12 protein-coding genes are annotated in these 14,764 nt (G+C 77.2%); 5 read left to right on the top strand and 7 right to left on the bottom strand.

Annotated elements, in window-relative coordinates; genetic code table 11:
- Positions 1–130: 130 nt before the first annotated feature.
- Positions 131–1,024, top strand: coding sequence for a transposase (locus tag A2CP1_RS01645; protein WP_012631746.1), 894 nt, complete (start codon positions 131–133; stop codon positions 1,022–1,024).
- Between the two features lie 18 nt (positions 1,025–1,042).
- Here A2CP1_RS01645 and A2CP1_RS01640 read toward each other — a convergent pair whose 3' ends face one another.
- Complete coding sequence (locus A2CP1_RS01640) at positions 1,043–2,227, bottom strand: YbfB/YjiJ family MFS transporter (protein ID WP_012631745.1); 1,185 nt, start codon at positions 2,225–2,227, stop codon at positions 1,043–1,045.
- A complete protein-coding gene (locus A2CP1_RS01635) occupies positions 2,227–3,210 on the bottom strand; it encodes a DUF1028 domain-containing protein (RefSeq protein ID WP_012631744.1) in 984 nt (327 codons plus the stop codon). Before A2CP1_RS01635 ends, A2CP1_RS01640 begins: the two co-directional genes overlap by 1 nt.
- Positions 3,211–3,456: 246 nt before the next feature.
- Here A2CP1_RS01635 and A2CP1_RS01630 point away from each other — a divergent pair, with 246 nt between their 5' ends.
- The gene (locus A2CP1_RS01630; protein ID WP_012631743.1) at positions 3,457–4,080 is read left to right on the top strand and encodes a nucleotidyltransferase family protein; all 624 of its coding nucleotides are present in this window, start codon (positions 3,457–3,459) and stop codon (positions 4,078–4,080) included.
- On the opposite strand, the gene A2CP1_RS01625 is transcribed toward A2CP1_RS01630, so the two are convergent.
- Positions 4,075–5,223: a hypothetical protein gene (locus A2CP1_RS01625; RefSeq protein WP_012631742.1), complete on the bottom strand. Its 1,149-nt coding sequence runs from the start codon at positions 5,221–5,223 to the stop codon at positions 4,075–4,077. The genes A2CP1_RS01630 and A2CP1_RS01625 overlap by 6 nt on opposite strands.
- Before the next feature lie 206 nt (positions 5,224–5,429).
- Between A2CP1_RS01625 and A2CP1_RS01620 the strand changes: the two genes are divergently transcribed.
- A complete protein-coding gene (locus tag A2CP1_RS01620) occupies positions 5,430–6,125 on the top strand; it encodes a fibronectin type III domain-containing protein (RefSeq protein ID WP_012631741.1) in 696 nt (231 codons plus the stop codon).
- Between the two features lie 18 nt (positions 6,126–6,143).
- Here the strand turns inward: A2CP1_RS01620 and A2CP1_RS01615 are convergent, their stop codons facing one another.
- The 3 genes from A2CP1_RS01615 to A2CP1_RS01605 all read right to left on the bottom strand — a co-directional run bounded on the left by A2CP1_RS01615 (position 6,144) and on the right by A2CP1_RS01605 (position 9,571).
- Positions 6,144–6,623 carry a DUF456 domain-containing protein gene (locus A2CP1_RS01615; protein ID WP_012631740.1) on the bottom strand — a complete coding sequence of 160 codons (480 nt, stop codon included), beginning with the start codon at positions 6,621–6,623 and terminating at the stop codon, positions 6,144–6,146.
- A gap of 81 nt (positions 6,624–6,704) precedes the next feature.
- On the bottom strand, positions 6,705–8,102 hold the full coding sequence (locus A2CP1_RS01610) for a sigma-54-dependent transcriptional regulator (protein ID WP_012631739.1): 1,398 nt from the start codon (positions 8,100–8,102) through the stop codon (positions 6,705–6,707).
- Complete coding sequence (locus A2CP1_RS01605) at positions 8,099–9,571, bottom strand: sensor histidine kinase (RefSeq protein ID WP_012631738.1); 1,473 nt, start codon at positions 9,569–9,571, stop codon at positions 8,099–8,101. The genes A2CP1_RS01610 and A2CP1_RS01605 overlap by 4 nt, the downstream gene beginning before the upstream one ends.
- A 245-nt stretch (positions 9,572–9,816) precedes the next feature.
- Here A2CP1_RS01605 and A2CP1_RS01600 point away from each other — a divergent pair, with 245 nt between their 5' ends.
- Positions 9,817–10,257 (top strand): cupredoxin domain-containing protein, encoded by a 441-nt coding sequence (locus tag A2CP1_RS01600; protein WP_012631737.1) that lies wholly within the window; start codon positions 9,817–9,819, stop codon positions 10,255–10,257.
- Between the two features lie 94 nt (positions 10,258–10,351).
- Here the strand turns inward: A2CP1_RS01600 and A2CP1_RS01595 are convergent, their stop codons facing one another.
- Positions 10,352–11,686, bottom strand: coding sequence for a ferredoxin reductase family protein (locus A2CP1_RS01595; protein WP_012631736.1), 1,335 nt, complete (start codon positions 11,684–11,686; stop codon positions 10,352–10,354).
- 184 nt (positions 11,687–11,870) lie between these two features.
- On the opposite strand from A2CP1_RS01595, the gene A2CP1_RS01590 reads away from it, so the two are divergent.
- On the top strand, positions 11,871–14,585 hold the full coding sequence (locus A2CP1_RS01590) for a M16 family metallopeptidase (RefSeq protein WP_012631735.1): 2,715 nt from the start codon (positions 11,871–11,873) through the stop codon (positions 14,583–14,585).
- Positions 14,586–14,764: the final 179 nt, after the last annotated feature.

The following is a 14,764-nucleotide window of genomic DNA, read 5'->3' as shown; positions in this document are numbered from 1 at the left end:
CCTCCTCCCCTCCCCGACCCAGAGTAATGCGTTTCGGCCGGTGCGTCCGCGTTTCGGACCGTCGCCTCGATGCAAGCAGGCGGATCGGGCGCCTCATCCGTCGGCACGGCGTGTGCCTGAGGCGCGAGGCATGACCGCACCGCGCCAGATTCTCTCCGGAGTCACCTACCACGTCACGCGCCGCTGCGCGCAGCGTGAGCTGCTCCTCCGGCCCTCGGAGATGGTGAACGAGACGTTCCTGTACGTGCTCGGCGTCGCCCTCCGCCGGTACGGGCTGCTCCTGCACGGGTTCTGCGTGCTCTCGAACCACTTTCACCTGGTGGTGACCGACCCCGGCGCGCGCTTGCCCGCGTTCGAGCAGTACCTCGACTCGCTCGTGGCGCGGTCGCTGAACGCGGCGCTGGGCCGATGGGAGGCGTTCTGGGCGTCGGGGAGCTACAGCGCCGTGACGCTCGCGACGCCGGAAGACGTGATCGATCGGCTTGCATACGCGCTCGCAAACCCGGTGGCCGCGGGGCTGGTGCCGACGGCATCGGAGTGGCCCGGGCTCTGGTCGTCGCCCGAACGGATCGGTGGCGAGAAGTTCGTCGCGCGCCGGCCCGAGCACTTCTTCCGCCCCGGCGGCAGCATGCCGGAGTCCGTCGAGCTCCAGCTCACGCTTCCTCCCGGCTTCGACGACGTGCAGCAGTTCCGGGAGTGCCTCGCCCAGGCGCTCGCCGATCGCGAGCAGCTCGCCGCAGAGCGCATGCGGGCGGAGGGCCGGAGCTTCCTCGGAGTGCGCCGGGTGCTCGCGCAGAAGCCGACCGCCCGCCCGGCATCGGTGGCGCCGCGCCGCGGCGTCCGGCCGCGGGTGGGCGCGCGCGACAAGTGGAAGCGCATCGAGGCGCTCGGGCGGCTCAGGTCGTTCCTGAACGAGTACCGCGAGGCCTTGAAGGCGTTGCGCGCCGGGCTACGCGACGTGGTGTTCCCGAACGGCACGTACTGGCTGCGTGTGGCACATGGCGTGCGCTGCGCGCCCGGGTAGCGCGCGCCGTCGTCGCGCTCACGCGTTCGGTTCCGTTCTCGACGCCAGCGATGCACGCGAGGGGATGAGGAGGACGAGGGCCCCGATGGCGACGGCGGCGGACGCGCCGAGGACGGCGGGCCTCGGGTCCCCCAAGCGCTGCGCGACGGCTCCGGCTGCCAGCGGACCGACGATCTGCCCGACCCCGTAGATGGCGGTGAGCGTTCCCACCGCGCGCCCCAGCGCCTGCGGGCGGATCTCGCGCGCGGCCGCCACGGTCAGCGTGGTGATCCCGATGAACGTTCCTCCGAACAGCGCCGCGCCGGCGAGCGCGGCCCACGCTGCGGAGGACAGCGATGGGAGCGCCATGCCCGCCGCCTGGACGAGGTGCGCGGTGATCAGCGCCGACCGGACCCCGACCCGGCGCCCGAGCGCGGCCCAGAGGAGCGCAGAAGGCGCGGCCGCGAGGCCCGCCAACGCCCACGTCCACGGCGCCAGGCCCTCCAGCCCAGGGGTTCGCCGGACCGCCGCCACGGCGAACGTGCCGCTCACGATGTAGCCCAGCCCCTCGAGGAAGTACGCGGTCGCGAGCCGGCCGAAGCCGACCGGCGCGCGGCCCCTTCCCGCCGCGACGCCTCCCCCCGACCCAGAGTCGTTCGCGAGGGGGCCGGAGAGGACGCTCCACGCCGGCGCCGCCAGGGCAGCCGCCGCGCCTCCCAGCGCCCACCACGGCACGCGCCAGCCCCCGCCGGGTGGCGCCAGCGCCGCGACCACCGCCGCCAGCGCGATCCCGACGCCCACCCCGCCGTAAAGTACTCCGGGTCGGGGGAGAGGTCGGGGGAGATGGTCGGGCGGGACCTCCAGCGCCGCCGCGGATGCGAGCACGAACACGAGCCCGCTCGCGACGCCGGAGCCGAAGCGCACCGCGGCCCACCCCGCCTCCGAGCCGACCCCGGTCACCGCCGCGGTGAGCACCGCGGTCGCCGCGGGCCCGAGCCGCAGCGCCGCGCCCCGCCGCGGGCTCCCGGCCAGGCGCCGCGCCCAGAGCACGCCCGCGAGGTAGCCGACCAGGTTGGCCGAGGCGATGGCCCCGCCGGCGGCGTCGTCGAACCCGAGCCCGTGCTGCACCCCGGGCAGCAGCGCCGTGTACGCGAACCGTCCGATGCCCATCGCGGCGGCGAGGGCGAGCGCGCCGGCGACCGCGCGGCGCGTGGCGGCGCTCACTACCGGACCAGCTTCTCGAACCCCGCGTCGCCGCGGAGGGCGGCCAGGTCCGCGTCGGTGCGCGCCTGCGCGGCGAGCTTCGGGTTCGCCTCGAGCGCCCGGCGCAGCGCCTCCAGCGCCCCGGGCCGCTGCCCCGCGGCGAGCCGGATGACCGCGAGGTCGTAGAGCACCTCCCCGTTCCCGGGCGCCCGGGCGGCGGCGCGCTCCTGCGCGGCGAGCGCCGCCGGGAACTGCTTGCGCCGGAACGCGGTCCACCCCTCGTTCCACGCCGCGTTCATCTGCGCGTAGTCGAGCAGCCGCTTCAGCTCCTCGAACGGCCGCGGGTGGTCGTCCACCCGCACGTCGATCTCGCGATCGTCGAACCCGCCGTACCCGGCGCCCTCCTTCACCACCAGCAGGGCCGCCGACTGCCGCCCGCGCGAGTCGCCCCCGGCCGCGTCGCCGGCCGCGAGCGCGGCGTACAGCCGATCGGCGAGCGACCCCTTCCCCGCGACGAACGCGCGCTCCATCGCCGCCACCACCGCCTCGCCGGTCAGGATGTTTCCCTGGATCGCGTAGTCGGGTCCGCTCCGCCCGCCCGCCCACGCGTTCGTGCCCTTGCCGGTGTACGTCACGGAGGCGCCGCCGGCCGAGACGATGCCGACCTGCCGCAGGTCGCGCTCCGGATCCGACCGCAGCAGGATCTCGAGCGCCTCGGCGGGCGTGGCGCCCTTCGCGAGCAGGTCGAGGCCGCGCGGGCCATAGCTCGTGTTGCAGAAGGCCTGCGTGGCCACCGCGCCGACGCCGGCCCGGGCCCACGGCACCACCGTACCCACCGCGAAGAAGCGCGAGGCCACCGCCACCCCGAGCTCGCCGGTCGTCGGGTCGCGCCCGGCGATGGAGAACGTGGCGACGGGCTCGCGCGGCGTGCCCCCGCGGGCGGCGCCGGCGGCGAGCGCGCAGGCGAGCGCGAGGACGAGGCGGCAGGCGGGCGGGTGGGACATGCGATCGCTCCGGCGGTGGATGCGCCGACGCTAGCATCCCGCCCCACCGGGCGCACGCGCGGGCGGGCGCACGCGCCGCGGGGACGACCTTCCCAGGTGGGGCCGGCGTCGATTCGACCGGCCGCGCGGCCTCGGCGACGACAAGAGATCGCGCCGCACCATGTCCTCGTCCCAGCGCCACGCCCCGCGCCCGCTCCCCGGCCTCCCCCCCGCCGCGCCCCCTCGATCCCCGGCGCCGGATCACCCGTGACCGAGACCGCCGAGACGCTCGGATTCGGCGGGCTGGTCCTCGCCGCGGGGCCCTCGGTCCGCATGGGCGAGCCGAAGCAGCTGCTCCTCTGGCGCGGCGAGCCGCTCGTGCACCGGGCCGCGCGCGCGGCGGTCGAGGCCGGGCTGTGGCCGGTGGTGGTGGTGGTGGGCGCGTGCGCGGAGGAGGTCCGCGCCGCGCTCGCCGGGCTGCCGGTCGCGACCGTCCTGAACCGCGACCACGCGGCCGGCGTCTCGGGGTCGCTGCGGCGCGGCCTGGCCCGGCTCGGCGAGTGCGCGCCATCGCTCGCGGGCGCGGTGATCCTCGCCTGCGATCAGCCCGGCGTGGACGCCGCCCACGTGGCGGCGCTCGCGGGCGCGCTCCGTGTCAGCGGGCGGCCGGTGGCCGCCTCGACGGACGGCGGCGCGCTGCTCGTGCCCGCGCTGTTCTCCGCCGCGCTGTTCCCCGAGCTGCGCGCGCTCGACGGCGACGAGGGCGCGGAGCGGCTCCTGTCCCGCGATCCGGCCCGGGTCGCGCCGGTGCCGCTCGCGCACGGCGGCTGCCACGTGGACACGCCGGAGGACTGGCGGCGCGCCCGCCTCATGGGCGGCGCCGGCTCATAGGCGGCGCGTCCAGGCCACCCCGAGCGCCAGGTCCGGCGCGTTCGAGTCGTAGAACCAGCGCTGCCCGCCGCCGCGCGCGTCGCGCGCGTGCTGCGTGCCCGGCGTGAAGTCCTCGGACACGTACACCGTCAGCTCGCCGACCCGCAGCCCCGCCGAGACCTGGTTGTGCGCGCGGAACAGCGCGTACCAGGCGCTCGCCTGCGGCCGCTCCACCTCGGGGGAGAGCGTCCAGCCGTGGCTGCCGAACGCGGGTGCGAGGAGCCGGTCCTCCACGACGACGGCGACCCCTTCCCCCAGCCGCGCCACGAGCGACGCCTCGATCCCGGCCTGCAGCGGGCGCAGCCGCAGCCCGGCGCCGCGGGGGAGCGGGCCGAGCGCGCGGAGCGAGGCCATGCCGTGCCCGGTGAGCCAGCGCACCGGCGTCCAGGTCGCCGCCACGCCGACCCCGGCGTCCGGCGACCCCGAGCCGCCCAGCCGCGACGGCGCGCCGGTGGGGAGCTTCACGTCGAGGCGCAGCGCGAGGGCCAGCCGCCCCGGGCCGCCGGCGCCGTCGCCCGCGATGCGGAGCGCCGTCCGCACCGCCACGTCGCCGAGCGCGGTGCGCGGCCCCGCGACGCCGATGCCGCGTCCGTCCTCCCGCCCGAGCCGCACGTCCACCGCGTCACGCGCCCAGACCTCGCGCTGGAAGTTCCAGCTCCCGATGGCACCGTGCCACGCCTCGATCGGCCGATCGGTCCAGCCACCCCAGGTCCGCAGCAGGCGCGCCTCGACGCGCGTGGCGAGGCGCTCCCGGAGCGCGCCGGCCCAGGCGCGCGGCCACGGGATCGCGACCGCCGCCTGCAGCACGTCGGTCTGGGCGTCGAGCCGGACGACCACGCGGTCGCCGCCGCGCTCGAGCACGGTGGGCACGGACCAGGCGTTCGCCGCGAGCCAGCGCACGTCCACGAAAGGTGAAGGAGCGCCCCGCGCGTCGTCGAGCGGCATGTCGAGCGAGAGCCCTCGCAGCGGTCCGGGCGTCCAGGCGCCCAGCGGCGCGTCGGGTGCCGGGGCGGCGGCGCGGGCCCCGGGCGCGAGCGCGACCAGGCCGCCCACCACGGCGAGCGCGACCGCACGAGGATCCGCGAGGCGTGGCCGGCGCCGCATGGGCCGGAGATGGTAGCCGAGCCGGGGGAGGCCTGCCCGGCCAGGCGTCGGAGGGGCACATCGGGTCGCACCCGTCGGAACGACCCCGTCCCCCGCCCCTGTGTCAGGGCGGTCCGAAGGTGGCGTGCTAACCTGCCGGCCGGTGCGCGGTGGCCTCGCCGCGCAGCGGTGCTCCCGGCTCCGGGGCGCCGCACTGGGGGGAGGCAATGTTCGGCTCGCGTGTCGCCGTCCTCGCGTCCGTGCTCGCCGCCGCGCTCGCCTGCGAGCGCGCCGCGCCGCGGCCCGGCCCATCGCCGGCCTCGGTGGCGCCCGCCGCCGCGCCGCGCGCGCCCGACCCGCCCCGCGACCTCGACGCACGCGCCGTCACCGACCGTCACGTGGTGCTGCGCTGGAAGCCGGGCGCCGGCGCGACGGATGGCGCCGCGTACGAGGTGCTGGTGGGCGACCGCGTGCTCCACGCGGAGGCGCCGCCGCTCGACGACCGCCAGGTGGGCCCCGCCCGCGCCTACTGCTACGCCGTTCGCGCGGTGGACGCCGCCGGGAACCGCTCGCCGGCGTCGCCGGCGGCGTGCGTGCGGACGCCGGACCTGGTCGCGCCCACCCCTCCCGGCGCGCCCGGCGCGAGCGCCCTGGGAACGGAGAGCGCGATGGTCTCCTGGTCGCCGTCGCACGACGACGTGGCGGTCGCGGGCTACGAGCTCCTGCGCGACGGGCACGTGGTGGCGCGCGCGGGCGCCGCCGCGACGGACGCGGTGGAGGCGGGGCTCGTGCCGGGGCGGGAGCACTGCTGGTCCGTCCGCGCCCGCGACGCCGCCGGCAATGCGTCGGCCGCGGCGGGCCCGGTGTGCGCGCGCACCTCGGACGCGTCGCGGGCCGGCCGGCTCGGCGCGCCCCGGCCGTAGCGGCCGGACCGGCGCCGCCTACCAGATCAGCGCCAGCGCCACCGCGCCGACCACGGCGAACGCGAGCGCCACCTTCACGGCGCTCCCCAGCACGAACCCGAGGAACGCGCCCACGCCCGCCTTGAGCGCCCGCTTCACGTCGGGGTTCCGCGCGTACTCGAACGCGATCGCGCCCACCGCGGGCCCGAGCACGATCCCGGGCAGCCCGAGGAAGAACCCCACCAGCAGCCCCACGCCCGCGCCCGCCACGGCCCAGCCGGACGCGCCGAACGCCTTCGCGCCGAGCACGCTCGCGAGCCAGTCCACCGCCCAGATCGCGACCGAGAGCACCGCCGCGACGGCCACGGTGCCCCAGCCCACGCGCTGGAAGTCCCCGGCCCACGCCACCAGCACGGCGCCCGCCACGAGCAGCAGCGATCCCGGCAGCACCGGCAGGACCACGCCGGCCACCCCGGCGACGAGCGCGGCGGCGCCGAGCGCGTAGAGCAGGATCTCCATCGCCACCTCCGCCTCCGGTATGCCGCGCCGAGACCGCGCCGTCCACCGGCGCCGGCGCGCGCGGCTCCGGGCGCGGACCGCCTACTTGAAGTCGTCGGAGCGGAGCCCGTACCGGCGCAGCAGCCGGTGGAGGCTCTCGCGCTCCATGCCGGCGCGCTCGGCGGCGCGGGTCACGTTGCCGCCGAACTCGGCCAGCAGCGCCACCAGGTACTCGCGCGAGGTGCGGTCGCGCGCCTCCGCCACCGCCTCCTTGTACGGGAGCTTCGCGAGATCCGCCGGCTCCGGCCCGGCCGGCGCCGCGCCGGCCACCTCGGCCGGGAGGTCGGCGACGCGGACGCGGTCGCCCGACGAGACCGCCACCGCCCGCTCGACCGCGTTCTCGAGCTCGCGCACGTTGCCGGGCCACGGATAGCCCGCCAGGCGCCGGAGCGCCTCCGGGTCGAACCCGCCGGCCAGCTCGCGCCGGAGCGCGCGCGCGTGCTTCGCGAGGAAGTGCTGCGCGAGCAGCGGCACGTCCTCGGCCCGCTCGCGGAGCGGCGGGAGCGTCACCGGGAACACGTGCAGCCGGTAGAACAGGTCCTCGCGGAAGCGGCCGGCCCGCACCTCCTCGCGGAGATCGCGGTGCGTGGCGGCGATGACGCGCACGTCCACCTTGAGCGGCTGCGTGTCGCCCACCCGCCGGATCTCCCGCTCCTGCAGCGCGCGGTTCAGCTTCACCTGGGCCGGGAGCGGCAGCTCGCCCACCTCGTCGAGGAACAGCGACCCGCCCTGCGCCTCCTCGAACAGGCCGGCCTTCGCCGCGGCGGCGCCGGTGAACGCGCCGCGCGCGTGCCCGAACAGCTCGCTCTCCACCAGCTCCGCCGGGAGCGCCCCGCAGTTCACCGGCACGAAGCGCCGCTCGCGCCGGGCCGAGTGGTAGTGGATGGCGCGGGCCGCCAGCTCCTTGCCGGTGCCGGTCTCGCCCAGCAGCAGGACGGTGATGTCGAGCCCGGCCGCCTTGTCGAGGAGCCCGTAGACGGCGCGCATGCGCGCGCTGCGGCCCACCAGGTTGTGGAAGGAGGACGGCTCGCCGCCGGAGGCGTCGTCGCGCCGGGCGGCGTCGGCGAGGCGCTTGTGCTCGGCCGCGCGCGCCACCACGGCCAGCGCCGCGTCGGGGTCGAACGGCTTCTCGAGGTAGTCGAACGCGCCCATGCGCATGGCCCGCACCGCGTCGGCGATGGTGGCGTAGCCGGTCATCATCACCACCTCGGTGTCGGGCGCGCGCGCCTTCACCGCGCCGAGCAGCTCGAACCCGTCCGCGCCCGGCATGCGGATGTCGGTGACGACCACGTCGTACGGACGCGTGGCGACGAGGGAGAGCGCGCGGGCGCCGTCCTCGGCCTCCTCCACCGCGTAGCCGTCCGCGAGGATCTTCGCGAGCAGCTTGCGCATGTTCTCCTTGTCGTCCGCCACCAGCACGCGCACCGGCCCGCCCGTCATGGCTTCGCTCCTCCCGCGGCCCGCCGCCGGGCCGCCGCGGGCGCCGTGGGCAGCGTGAGCGCGAAGCAGGCGCCGCCCTCCGCCGCCGCCGCGACCGCCAGCTCGCCGCCGTGGGCGCGCGCGATGGCGCGCGACACCGCGAGCCCCAGGCCCGTGCCGCGCGGCTTGGTGGTGAAGAACGGCTCGAACATCTTCCCGCGGGCCGCGGCGGGGATGCCCGGGCCGGAGTCCCGCACGGTGAGCTCCGCCACGCCGTCCCGCTCGCGCAGCCGCACCGCCACGCGCCCGCCCGGCCCGGAGGCCTCACCGGCGTTCCGCACCAGGTTCACGAGCACCTGTCGCAGCTTCTCGGCGTGGCCGGGCGCGCTCGCCTCGCCCTCCACCTCCGCCGACACGCCCTCCAGCAGCCGCGCCTCGCGCAGCCGCGCCACCACGTCCTCCGCGAGCGCGCGCAGGTCCACCTGCTCCGAGGGCGGGGGGAGCGGCCGGGAGAGGTCGAGCAGCCCGTCCACGATGTGCTTGGCGCGGAGCGCCTCCTCCTCCACCACCGCCAGGTCCTCGGCGAGCGCGCCGTCGGCCTTCTTCCGCAGGAGCTTCGCGTAGCCGAGGATCACGCCGAGCGGGTTGTTGATCTCGTGGGCCACCCCGGCGGCGAGGCGGCCGATGCCGGCCAGCTTCTCCGAGCGGACGAGCTGCTCCTGGTGGTCGCGCACCGCCGCGGTCATCTCGTTCCAGCGCCGCGCCAGCGACACCAGCTCCGGCGCGCCGCGCACCTCGATGCGCGTGTCGAGGTCGCCCTCCGCGATCCGGGCCGCGCCCGCCTGGAGCTGCGCCACCGGCACCGCGATGGACCGTCCGATGGCGAGGCTCACCGCCGCGGCCACGAGCGGCGCCGCCACCAGGATCGCGACCAGCACCGCGAGCGTGCGCCGCTCGGCCTGGTCGGCGCCGGCGCGCGCCTGCGCGATCTGCGCCTCGAAGCGCGAGACCAGCTCCTGGGTGAGGTCCTGGATGTGCGTCACCACGAGCTGCGCCCGCCCGTGCTCCTCCTGCACGCTCTGGCGCTCGCCGCGGAGCACCGCGGGCACGATCGAGTCGCGGAAGATGCGGTCGAGGCGGCCGCTCTCCGCCTCGATGCGATCGACGAGCGAGCGCTCCTCGGGGCGGTCGGCCGCCTGCCGGAGCGCGCGGGTGAGCCGCAGCACCGTGTCGCGCGACTCGGCGTAGAAGCCGAGGTGGCTGCCGTCGCCGATGATGATGGTGTGCGCCTGGTGCGCGTACTGGTCGCGCACCGCGCTCGCCAGCTCGAGGGAGAGGCGCACGCCCTCCTCGCGCCGCATGGTCTCGGCGATGCCGCGGTGGATGCGGGCGGAGCCGATGATCGCCGCCGCGGACGCGATCGCCAGCAACAGCACGAGCGCCCCGAGCCCGAGGGCGAGCCGCTTGGCGGTACCGGTGGCGTGCATCATCGCGGGAGGTCTCTCGGGCGTCGCCTCGACGGCTTTGCAGGATCCGAACCGGCGGCGTCCAGGCGGACTTCCGGGCGCCCTGGGTGGCCGCGGGGCGCGGCGGCCGTGACCGCCCCGGTCACAGTGTAGCGGACGGCGGCACCTCGCGCCCGGCCACCACCGTCGGATCCCGGGCACTTCGCCGCGTTCGCGGGCCGGCACGCCCCATGCTGTGGTGATCGGCCGAACCCTGTCAGGAGAACCGCATGAACCTGTGGAAGCTCGCCCCCGCCGCCCTGCTCGCCCTCGCCGCCCCCGCGCTCGCCTCCGCCGGCGAGGAGGGCGGGTGCGAGAACTGCCCGGCCCACAAGGCGCACGCCGAGCACGGCGCGAAGGCGGTGCCGGCCGCGGCCACCGCCGTCGCGGGCGCGGTGAAGAAGGGCGTCCGGACCATCCCGGTCACGGTGACGTCCGACGGCTTCACGCCCGCCGAGGTGAAGGCCAAGACCGGCGAGACCGTGAAGCTGGTGGTGACGCGCAAGGTGCAGCGCACCTGCGCCACCGAGATCGTGATGAAGGACTTCGGCGTGAACCAGCCGCTGCCGCTCGACCAGGCGGTGACGGTGACGGTGAAGCCGAAGGCGCCGGGCACGTACCGGTTCGCGTGCGGCATGGACATGATCGCCGGCAACCTGGTGGTCGAGTAGTCGCAGTCGCCGTCGCGGTCGCCGGGCGGATCGCCTGGCCGTGGGCCCGCCGCCGTCCGTCCCCCCCGGGCGGCGGGCCCTTCATCACCCTGCGTCACACCAGGTCGAACCGCTCGGAGTGGATGTCGCGGAGCGGGACGCCGAGCCGCACCAGCGCCGTCTCCACCGCGTCCATCATCGCCGGCGGCCCGCACACGAGGCAGCCGCGGTGCCCGCGCGGCAGGTGGCGGCGCAGCACGTCCTCGCCCACCACGCCCACCTCGCCCGTCCAGCCATCCGGCGGGTGCTCGAGCACGTGCACCACGGTGAGGTCGAGCCGGGTGGCGAGCTCGGCGAGCGCCTCGCGAAACGGGGTCCGCTCCCAGCGGCCGGTGCCGAACACGAGCTGGTGCGGGCGGCGATCGCCGCGATCCGCGAGCGTGCGCAGCATCGACAGGCAGGGCGCGATGCCGATTCCGCCCGCGACGAACAGGTACCCGTCCGCGTCCGGGAACGCGTCCACGCTCATCGTGCCGTAGGGCCCGTCCACCCAGGCGCGCGCGCCGGGCCGCGTGGCCTGGACGCGCCGGGTGAAGTCGCCGAGCGCCTTCACGGTGAGCTCCACCCTCGGCGCGCGCTGCGAGCTGCCGGAGATCGAGAACGGGTGCTCGCGCGCCGCGAACGGCGAGGCGCCCAGCGTGAGCCAGGCGAACTGGCCGGCGCGGAAGCGGAAGCCCTCGTGGCCCTCGGGATCGAGCACCAGCGTCACGGCGTCGCCGCGCTCGGGCCGGACCTCGCGGACGCGGTAGGGCCGGGCGCGGAGCGCGAGCGGCTTCGCGATCCGCACGCGCAGCAGCAGCGCCACCCAGGCCAGCGTCCAGGCGATCCACATCACCCGGGTGACGGGGCCGGCGAGGAGCCGCCGGGCCGCGGCCGCGTGCCACAGGCCGAGCAGCACCGCCGCCGTCGCGGCGACGCCGTGCAGCGCGCGCCAGGCCTCGTACGGCAGGCGCAGGCGCCGCCGGCCGTAGGACGTCACCGCGAGGACGAGGAGCGCGTACAGCGACCAGACCCCGGCGGCGACCGGGCCCGGGGCGCGCCAGGGCACGAGCCACTCCGCCATGCCGCCCAGCCCCGGCCCGAGCAGGACGAGCGGGTGGAGCAGCAGGAACAGGAGCGCGACCGCGGTCACGTGGCGGTGGAACGCGTAGACGACGTCGGTCCCGAACGGCGGCGCCAGCCACTGGAAGCGCGCCGTGAGCAGGAACTGCATCGCCATGATGGACAGGCCGAGGTACCCGAGCGCCGCGGCGAGCTCCTGCCGGAGATCGCCGCCGCCGCCGGGCGCCGGCACCGCGGCGAGCCAGAGCAGCGGGTACAGCGCGAGCAGCACGTAGAGCGCGATCCAGAGGCCGACCCGGGTCAGGTCCTGGAGGCGGACCGCCCTCACGGCGCGAGGCTCCGGGCCAGCGCGAACAGCGCCGCCGCGGCGAGGAGGATCACCCCGACGGCGAGCGCGGCGAGGAGCGCGAGCTTCTGGCGCACGGCCCCGTTCTACCACCCCGGCGCGGCCGTTCGCGCTGCGTGACGCCGTGCCGCAGGCGTGCTTTCCTGCCCGCTCCGGAGGAACCCGCATGCTCGCGCCGCTCGTCCCGCTCGTCCCGCTCGCCGCCCTCGCCCTCGCCGCCGCCCCCGCCGCGCCGCCGCTCGAGCTCACCAGCTTCTCGCTGCCGAACGGCCTGACCGTGGTGCTCGCGCCCGACCACCGGCTGCCGCAGGTGGCGGTGGACACCTGGTTCCAGGTGGGCTCGAAGGACGAGGCGCCCGGGCGCACCGGGTTCGCGCACCTGTTCGAGCACCTCATGTTCATGGGGACGAACCGCGTCCCCGGGAACCGCTTCGACGTGATCATGGAGTCGGGGGGCGGCTCCAACAACGCGTCCACCTCGTCGGACCGGACCAACTACTACAGCGTCGGGCCCTCGCAGCTCCTCCCCACGCTGCTCTGGCTGGACGCGGACCGGCTGCAGGCGCTCGCCGACGCGATGACCCAGGAGAAGCTCGACCTGCAGCGCGGGGTGGTGCGCAACGAGCGGCGGCAGAGCTACGAGAACACGCCCTACGGCGCCGCCGAGCTGGTCGTCCCCGAGGTCATGTACCCGGAGGGCCACCCGTACCACCACCCGGTGATCGGCAGCCACGCGGACCTCGAGGCGGCCACGCTCGAGGACGTGAAGGGCTTCTTCCGGACCTGGTACGTGCCCGCGAACGCGACGCTGGTGGTGGCGGGCGACTTCCGGCCGGACGAGGTGCGCCCGCTCGTGGAGCAGCTGTTCGGCGCCGTCCCGCTGCGCGCGCCGCCCGCGCCCGCGCGCGCGGCGCCGGTGCGGCTCGAGCGCGAGGTGCGCCGGATCCTGTCCGACCGGGTGGAGCTGCCGAAGCTCATCCTCGCGTGGCACGCGCCCGCCGCCTACGCCGAGGGCTCGGCGGAGCTGGAGCTCCTCGCCGACGTGCTGGCGGAGGGGCCGTCGTCGCGCCTCGACCGTCGGCTCGTGCAGGAGCTGCGGCTCGCCGAGTCGGTGACCGCGTACCTCGACCCCGGGCGGCTCGGCTCGCTGTTCCGCGTGGAGGTGACCGGCACGCCCGGCGCCGACCTGGAGCGGGTGAAGCGCGAGGCGCTGGCGGTGCTCGCGGCGCTGCAGGCGAAGGGGCCCGAGGCGCGCGAGCTCGCCCGCGTGCGCGCGCAGGCGGAGCGCCGCCGGCGCGAGGAGCGAGAGCACCTCGTGCACCGCGCCGACAAGCTGAACGAGTACCTCGCCTACTACGGCGAGCCGGACGGCTTCGCCCGCGACCTCGCCCGCATCACCTCCGCCACCGCCGCCGGCCTGCGCGTGGCCGCCCGCGGCCTGGGCGAGGGCCGGCTCGACCTGCGCGTCCTCCCCGCCCGCGCCGGCTCCGCGAAGGCGGAGATCCCCGACGCCCCGCCGCCGCCGCTCGCCGCCCGCCCGTTCGATCCGCCCGCGCCGGAGGTGTTCCGGCTCGCGAACGGCCTCGAGGTGCGGGTCGCGCCGCGCCCGGGCACCGGGCTGTTCGCGGCGCACCTGGTCCTGCCCGGCGGCGCCGCCGCGGTCCCGGCCGAGAAGGCCGGGCTCGCGCCCATCCTCGCCGAGCTGCTCACGTCCGGCGCGGGCGGGCGCAGCGCCGCGGAGTACGCCGACGCCATCCGCGCGCTCGGCGCGAGCGTCGAGGCCGAGGCGCGCCCCGCCTCGCTCCAGGTGTCGGTGAGCGGGCTCTCCGCCCACCTCGCCCCCGCGCTCGACCTGTTCGCGGACGCGGTGCTCCGCCCGAACCTGGCGCGCGCCGACTTCGAGCGCGAGGCGGCGCTGGCGCTGGCGCGCCTGGAGGCCCGGCCCGACGACCCGCGCAAGGTGGCGCCGGTGGTGGCCGCGGCGGCGATCTTCGGCAGGGGCGACCCGCGCGGCCGGCCGGTGGACGGCTGGGCCGCCACGGTGCGCACCGTCACGCTCGACGACGTGCGCCGGCTCGCGCCGCGGCTGCTCGACCCGCGCGGCGCGACGCTGGTGGTGGCGGGCGACGTCGATCCGGCGGCGCTCCGGCGCCTGCTCGCGCCGCGGCTCGGCGCCTGGCGCGGCACCGGCCCGGCGCCCGCGGCGGCGCCGGCCCCGCTGACCACCTCGCCGGGCGGGCGCGTCCTGCTGGTGGATCGACCCGGCGCCCCGCAGACCCGCATCCTCCTGGCGCGCCCGGTGGCCCCCGCGGCCGAGCCGGCGCGCGCGCTCCGCGAGCTCGTGAACGTGGTGCTCGGCGGGAGCTTCACCTCGCGCCTGAACCAGAACCTGCGCGAGAAGCACGGCTACACCTACGGCGCGCGGAGCGCGTTCGAGACCGAGGGCGGGCAGGGGCTGTTCACCGCCGGCGCGGCGGTGCAGACCGAGGTGACGGGCGCGGCGCTCGTGGAGCTGCGGCGCGAGCTGGACGGGCTCGCCGCCGCGGGCGTGGACGCGGCCGAGACCGCGAAGGCACGCGAGACGGCGCGGCACCGGACGGTGGAGGAGATCCAGACCACCGCCGGGCTCGCCGACGCGCTCGCCGCGGCGGTCCTGGAGGGCCGCCCGCCCGACGCGCTCCGGCGCGAGGCCGAGGCGCTCGCCTCGGTCGAGCCCGCCCGCGCCGCCGCCGAGGCGAGGACAGGGCCGTACGCCTTCGGCGGGCTCACGGTCGTCCTGGTCGGCGACCGGAAGGCCGTGCTGCCCCAGCTCGAGAAGGCCGGGGTCCCGCGGCCGGTGGTGGTGGACCCCGACGGCACCCCCGTCCCCGACCCAGAGTAATTTTCGCGGGCGGGGGAGCGGAGGGGGCGAAACGTTCGTTCCGCGACCGCTCGCGCCGGAATGCCCGCAGATCGGCGTCCGCCGGACGGACGGCGGACCGCAGCGCAGCCGCCGCTCCTGGGATGCCCGCCCGGCGACGCTCGCTTCGGGGGTCGCCGCCGGCGTGCCCCCGCGGGCCG

Origin of the sequence: Anaeromyxobacter dehalogenans 2CP-1, from assembly GCF_000022145.1 — a bacterium.
GTDB classification, from domain to species: domain Bacteria; phylum Myxococcota; class Myxococcia; order Myxococcales; family Anaeromyxobacteraceae; genus Anaeromyxobacter; species Anaeromyxobacter dehalogenans.
The sequence above is the reverse complement of the archived record's forward strand: the minus strand, read 5'-3'. Positions and strand labels throughout refer to the sequence as shown.

What these genes read in the sequence shown, in the direction of transcription:
- A2CP1_RS01645 (WP_012631746.1), top strand. Translation starts at nt 131, where the DNA reads ATGACCGCACCGCGCCAGATTCTCTCCGGAGTCACCTACCACGTCACG.
- A2CP1_RS01635 (WP_012631744.1), bottom strand. Translation starts at nt 3,210, where the DNA reads ATGTCCCACCCGCCCGCCTGCCGCCTCGTCCTCGCGCTCGCCTGCGCG.
- A2CP1_RS01625 (WP_012631742.1), bottom strand. Translation starts at nt 5,223, where the DNA reads ATGCGGCGCCGGCCACGCCTCGCGGATCCTCGTGCGGTCGCGCTCGCC.
- A2CP1_RS01620 (WP_012631741.1), top strand. Translation starts at nt 5,430, where the DNA reads ATGTTCGGCTCGCGTGTCGCCGTCCTCGCGTCCGTGCTCGCCGCCGCG.
- A2CP1_RS01615 (WP_012631740.1), bottom strand. Translation starts at nt 6,623, where the DNA reads ATGGAGATCCTGCTCTACGCGCTCGGCGCCGCCGCGCTCGTCGCCGGG.
- A2CP1_RS01610 (WP_012631739.1), bottom strand. Translation starts at nt 8,102, where the DNA reads ATGACGGGCGGGCCGGTGCGCGTGCTGGTGGCGGACGACAAGGAGAAC.
- A2CP1_RS01605 (WP_012631738.1), bottom strand. Translation starts at nt 9,571, where the DNA reads ATGATGCACGCCACCGGTACCGCCAAGCGGCTCGCCCTCGGGCTCGGG.
- A2CP1_RS01600 (WP_012631737.1), top strand. Translation starts at nt 9,817, where the DNA reads ATGAACCTGTGGAAGCTCGCCCCCGCCGCCCTGCTCGCCCTCGCCGCC.
- A2CP1_RS01590 (WP_012631735.1), top strand. Translation starts at nt 11,871, where the DNA reads ATGCTCGCGCCGCTCGTCCCGCTCGTCCCGCTCGCCGCCCTCGCCCTC.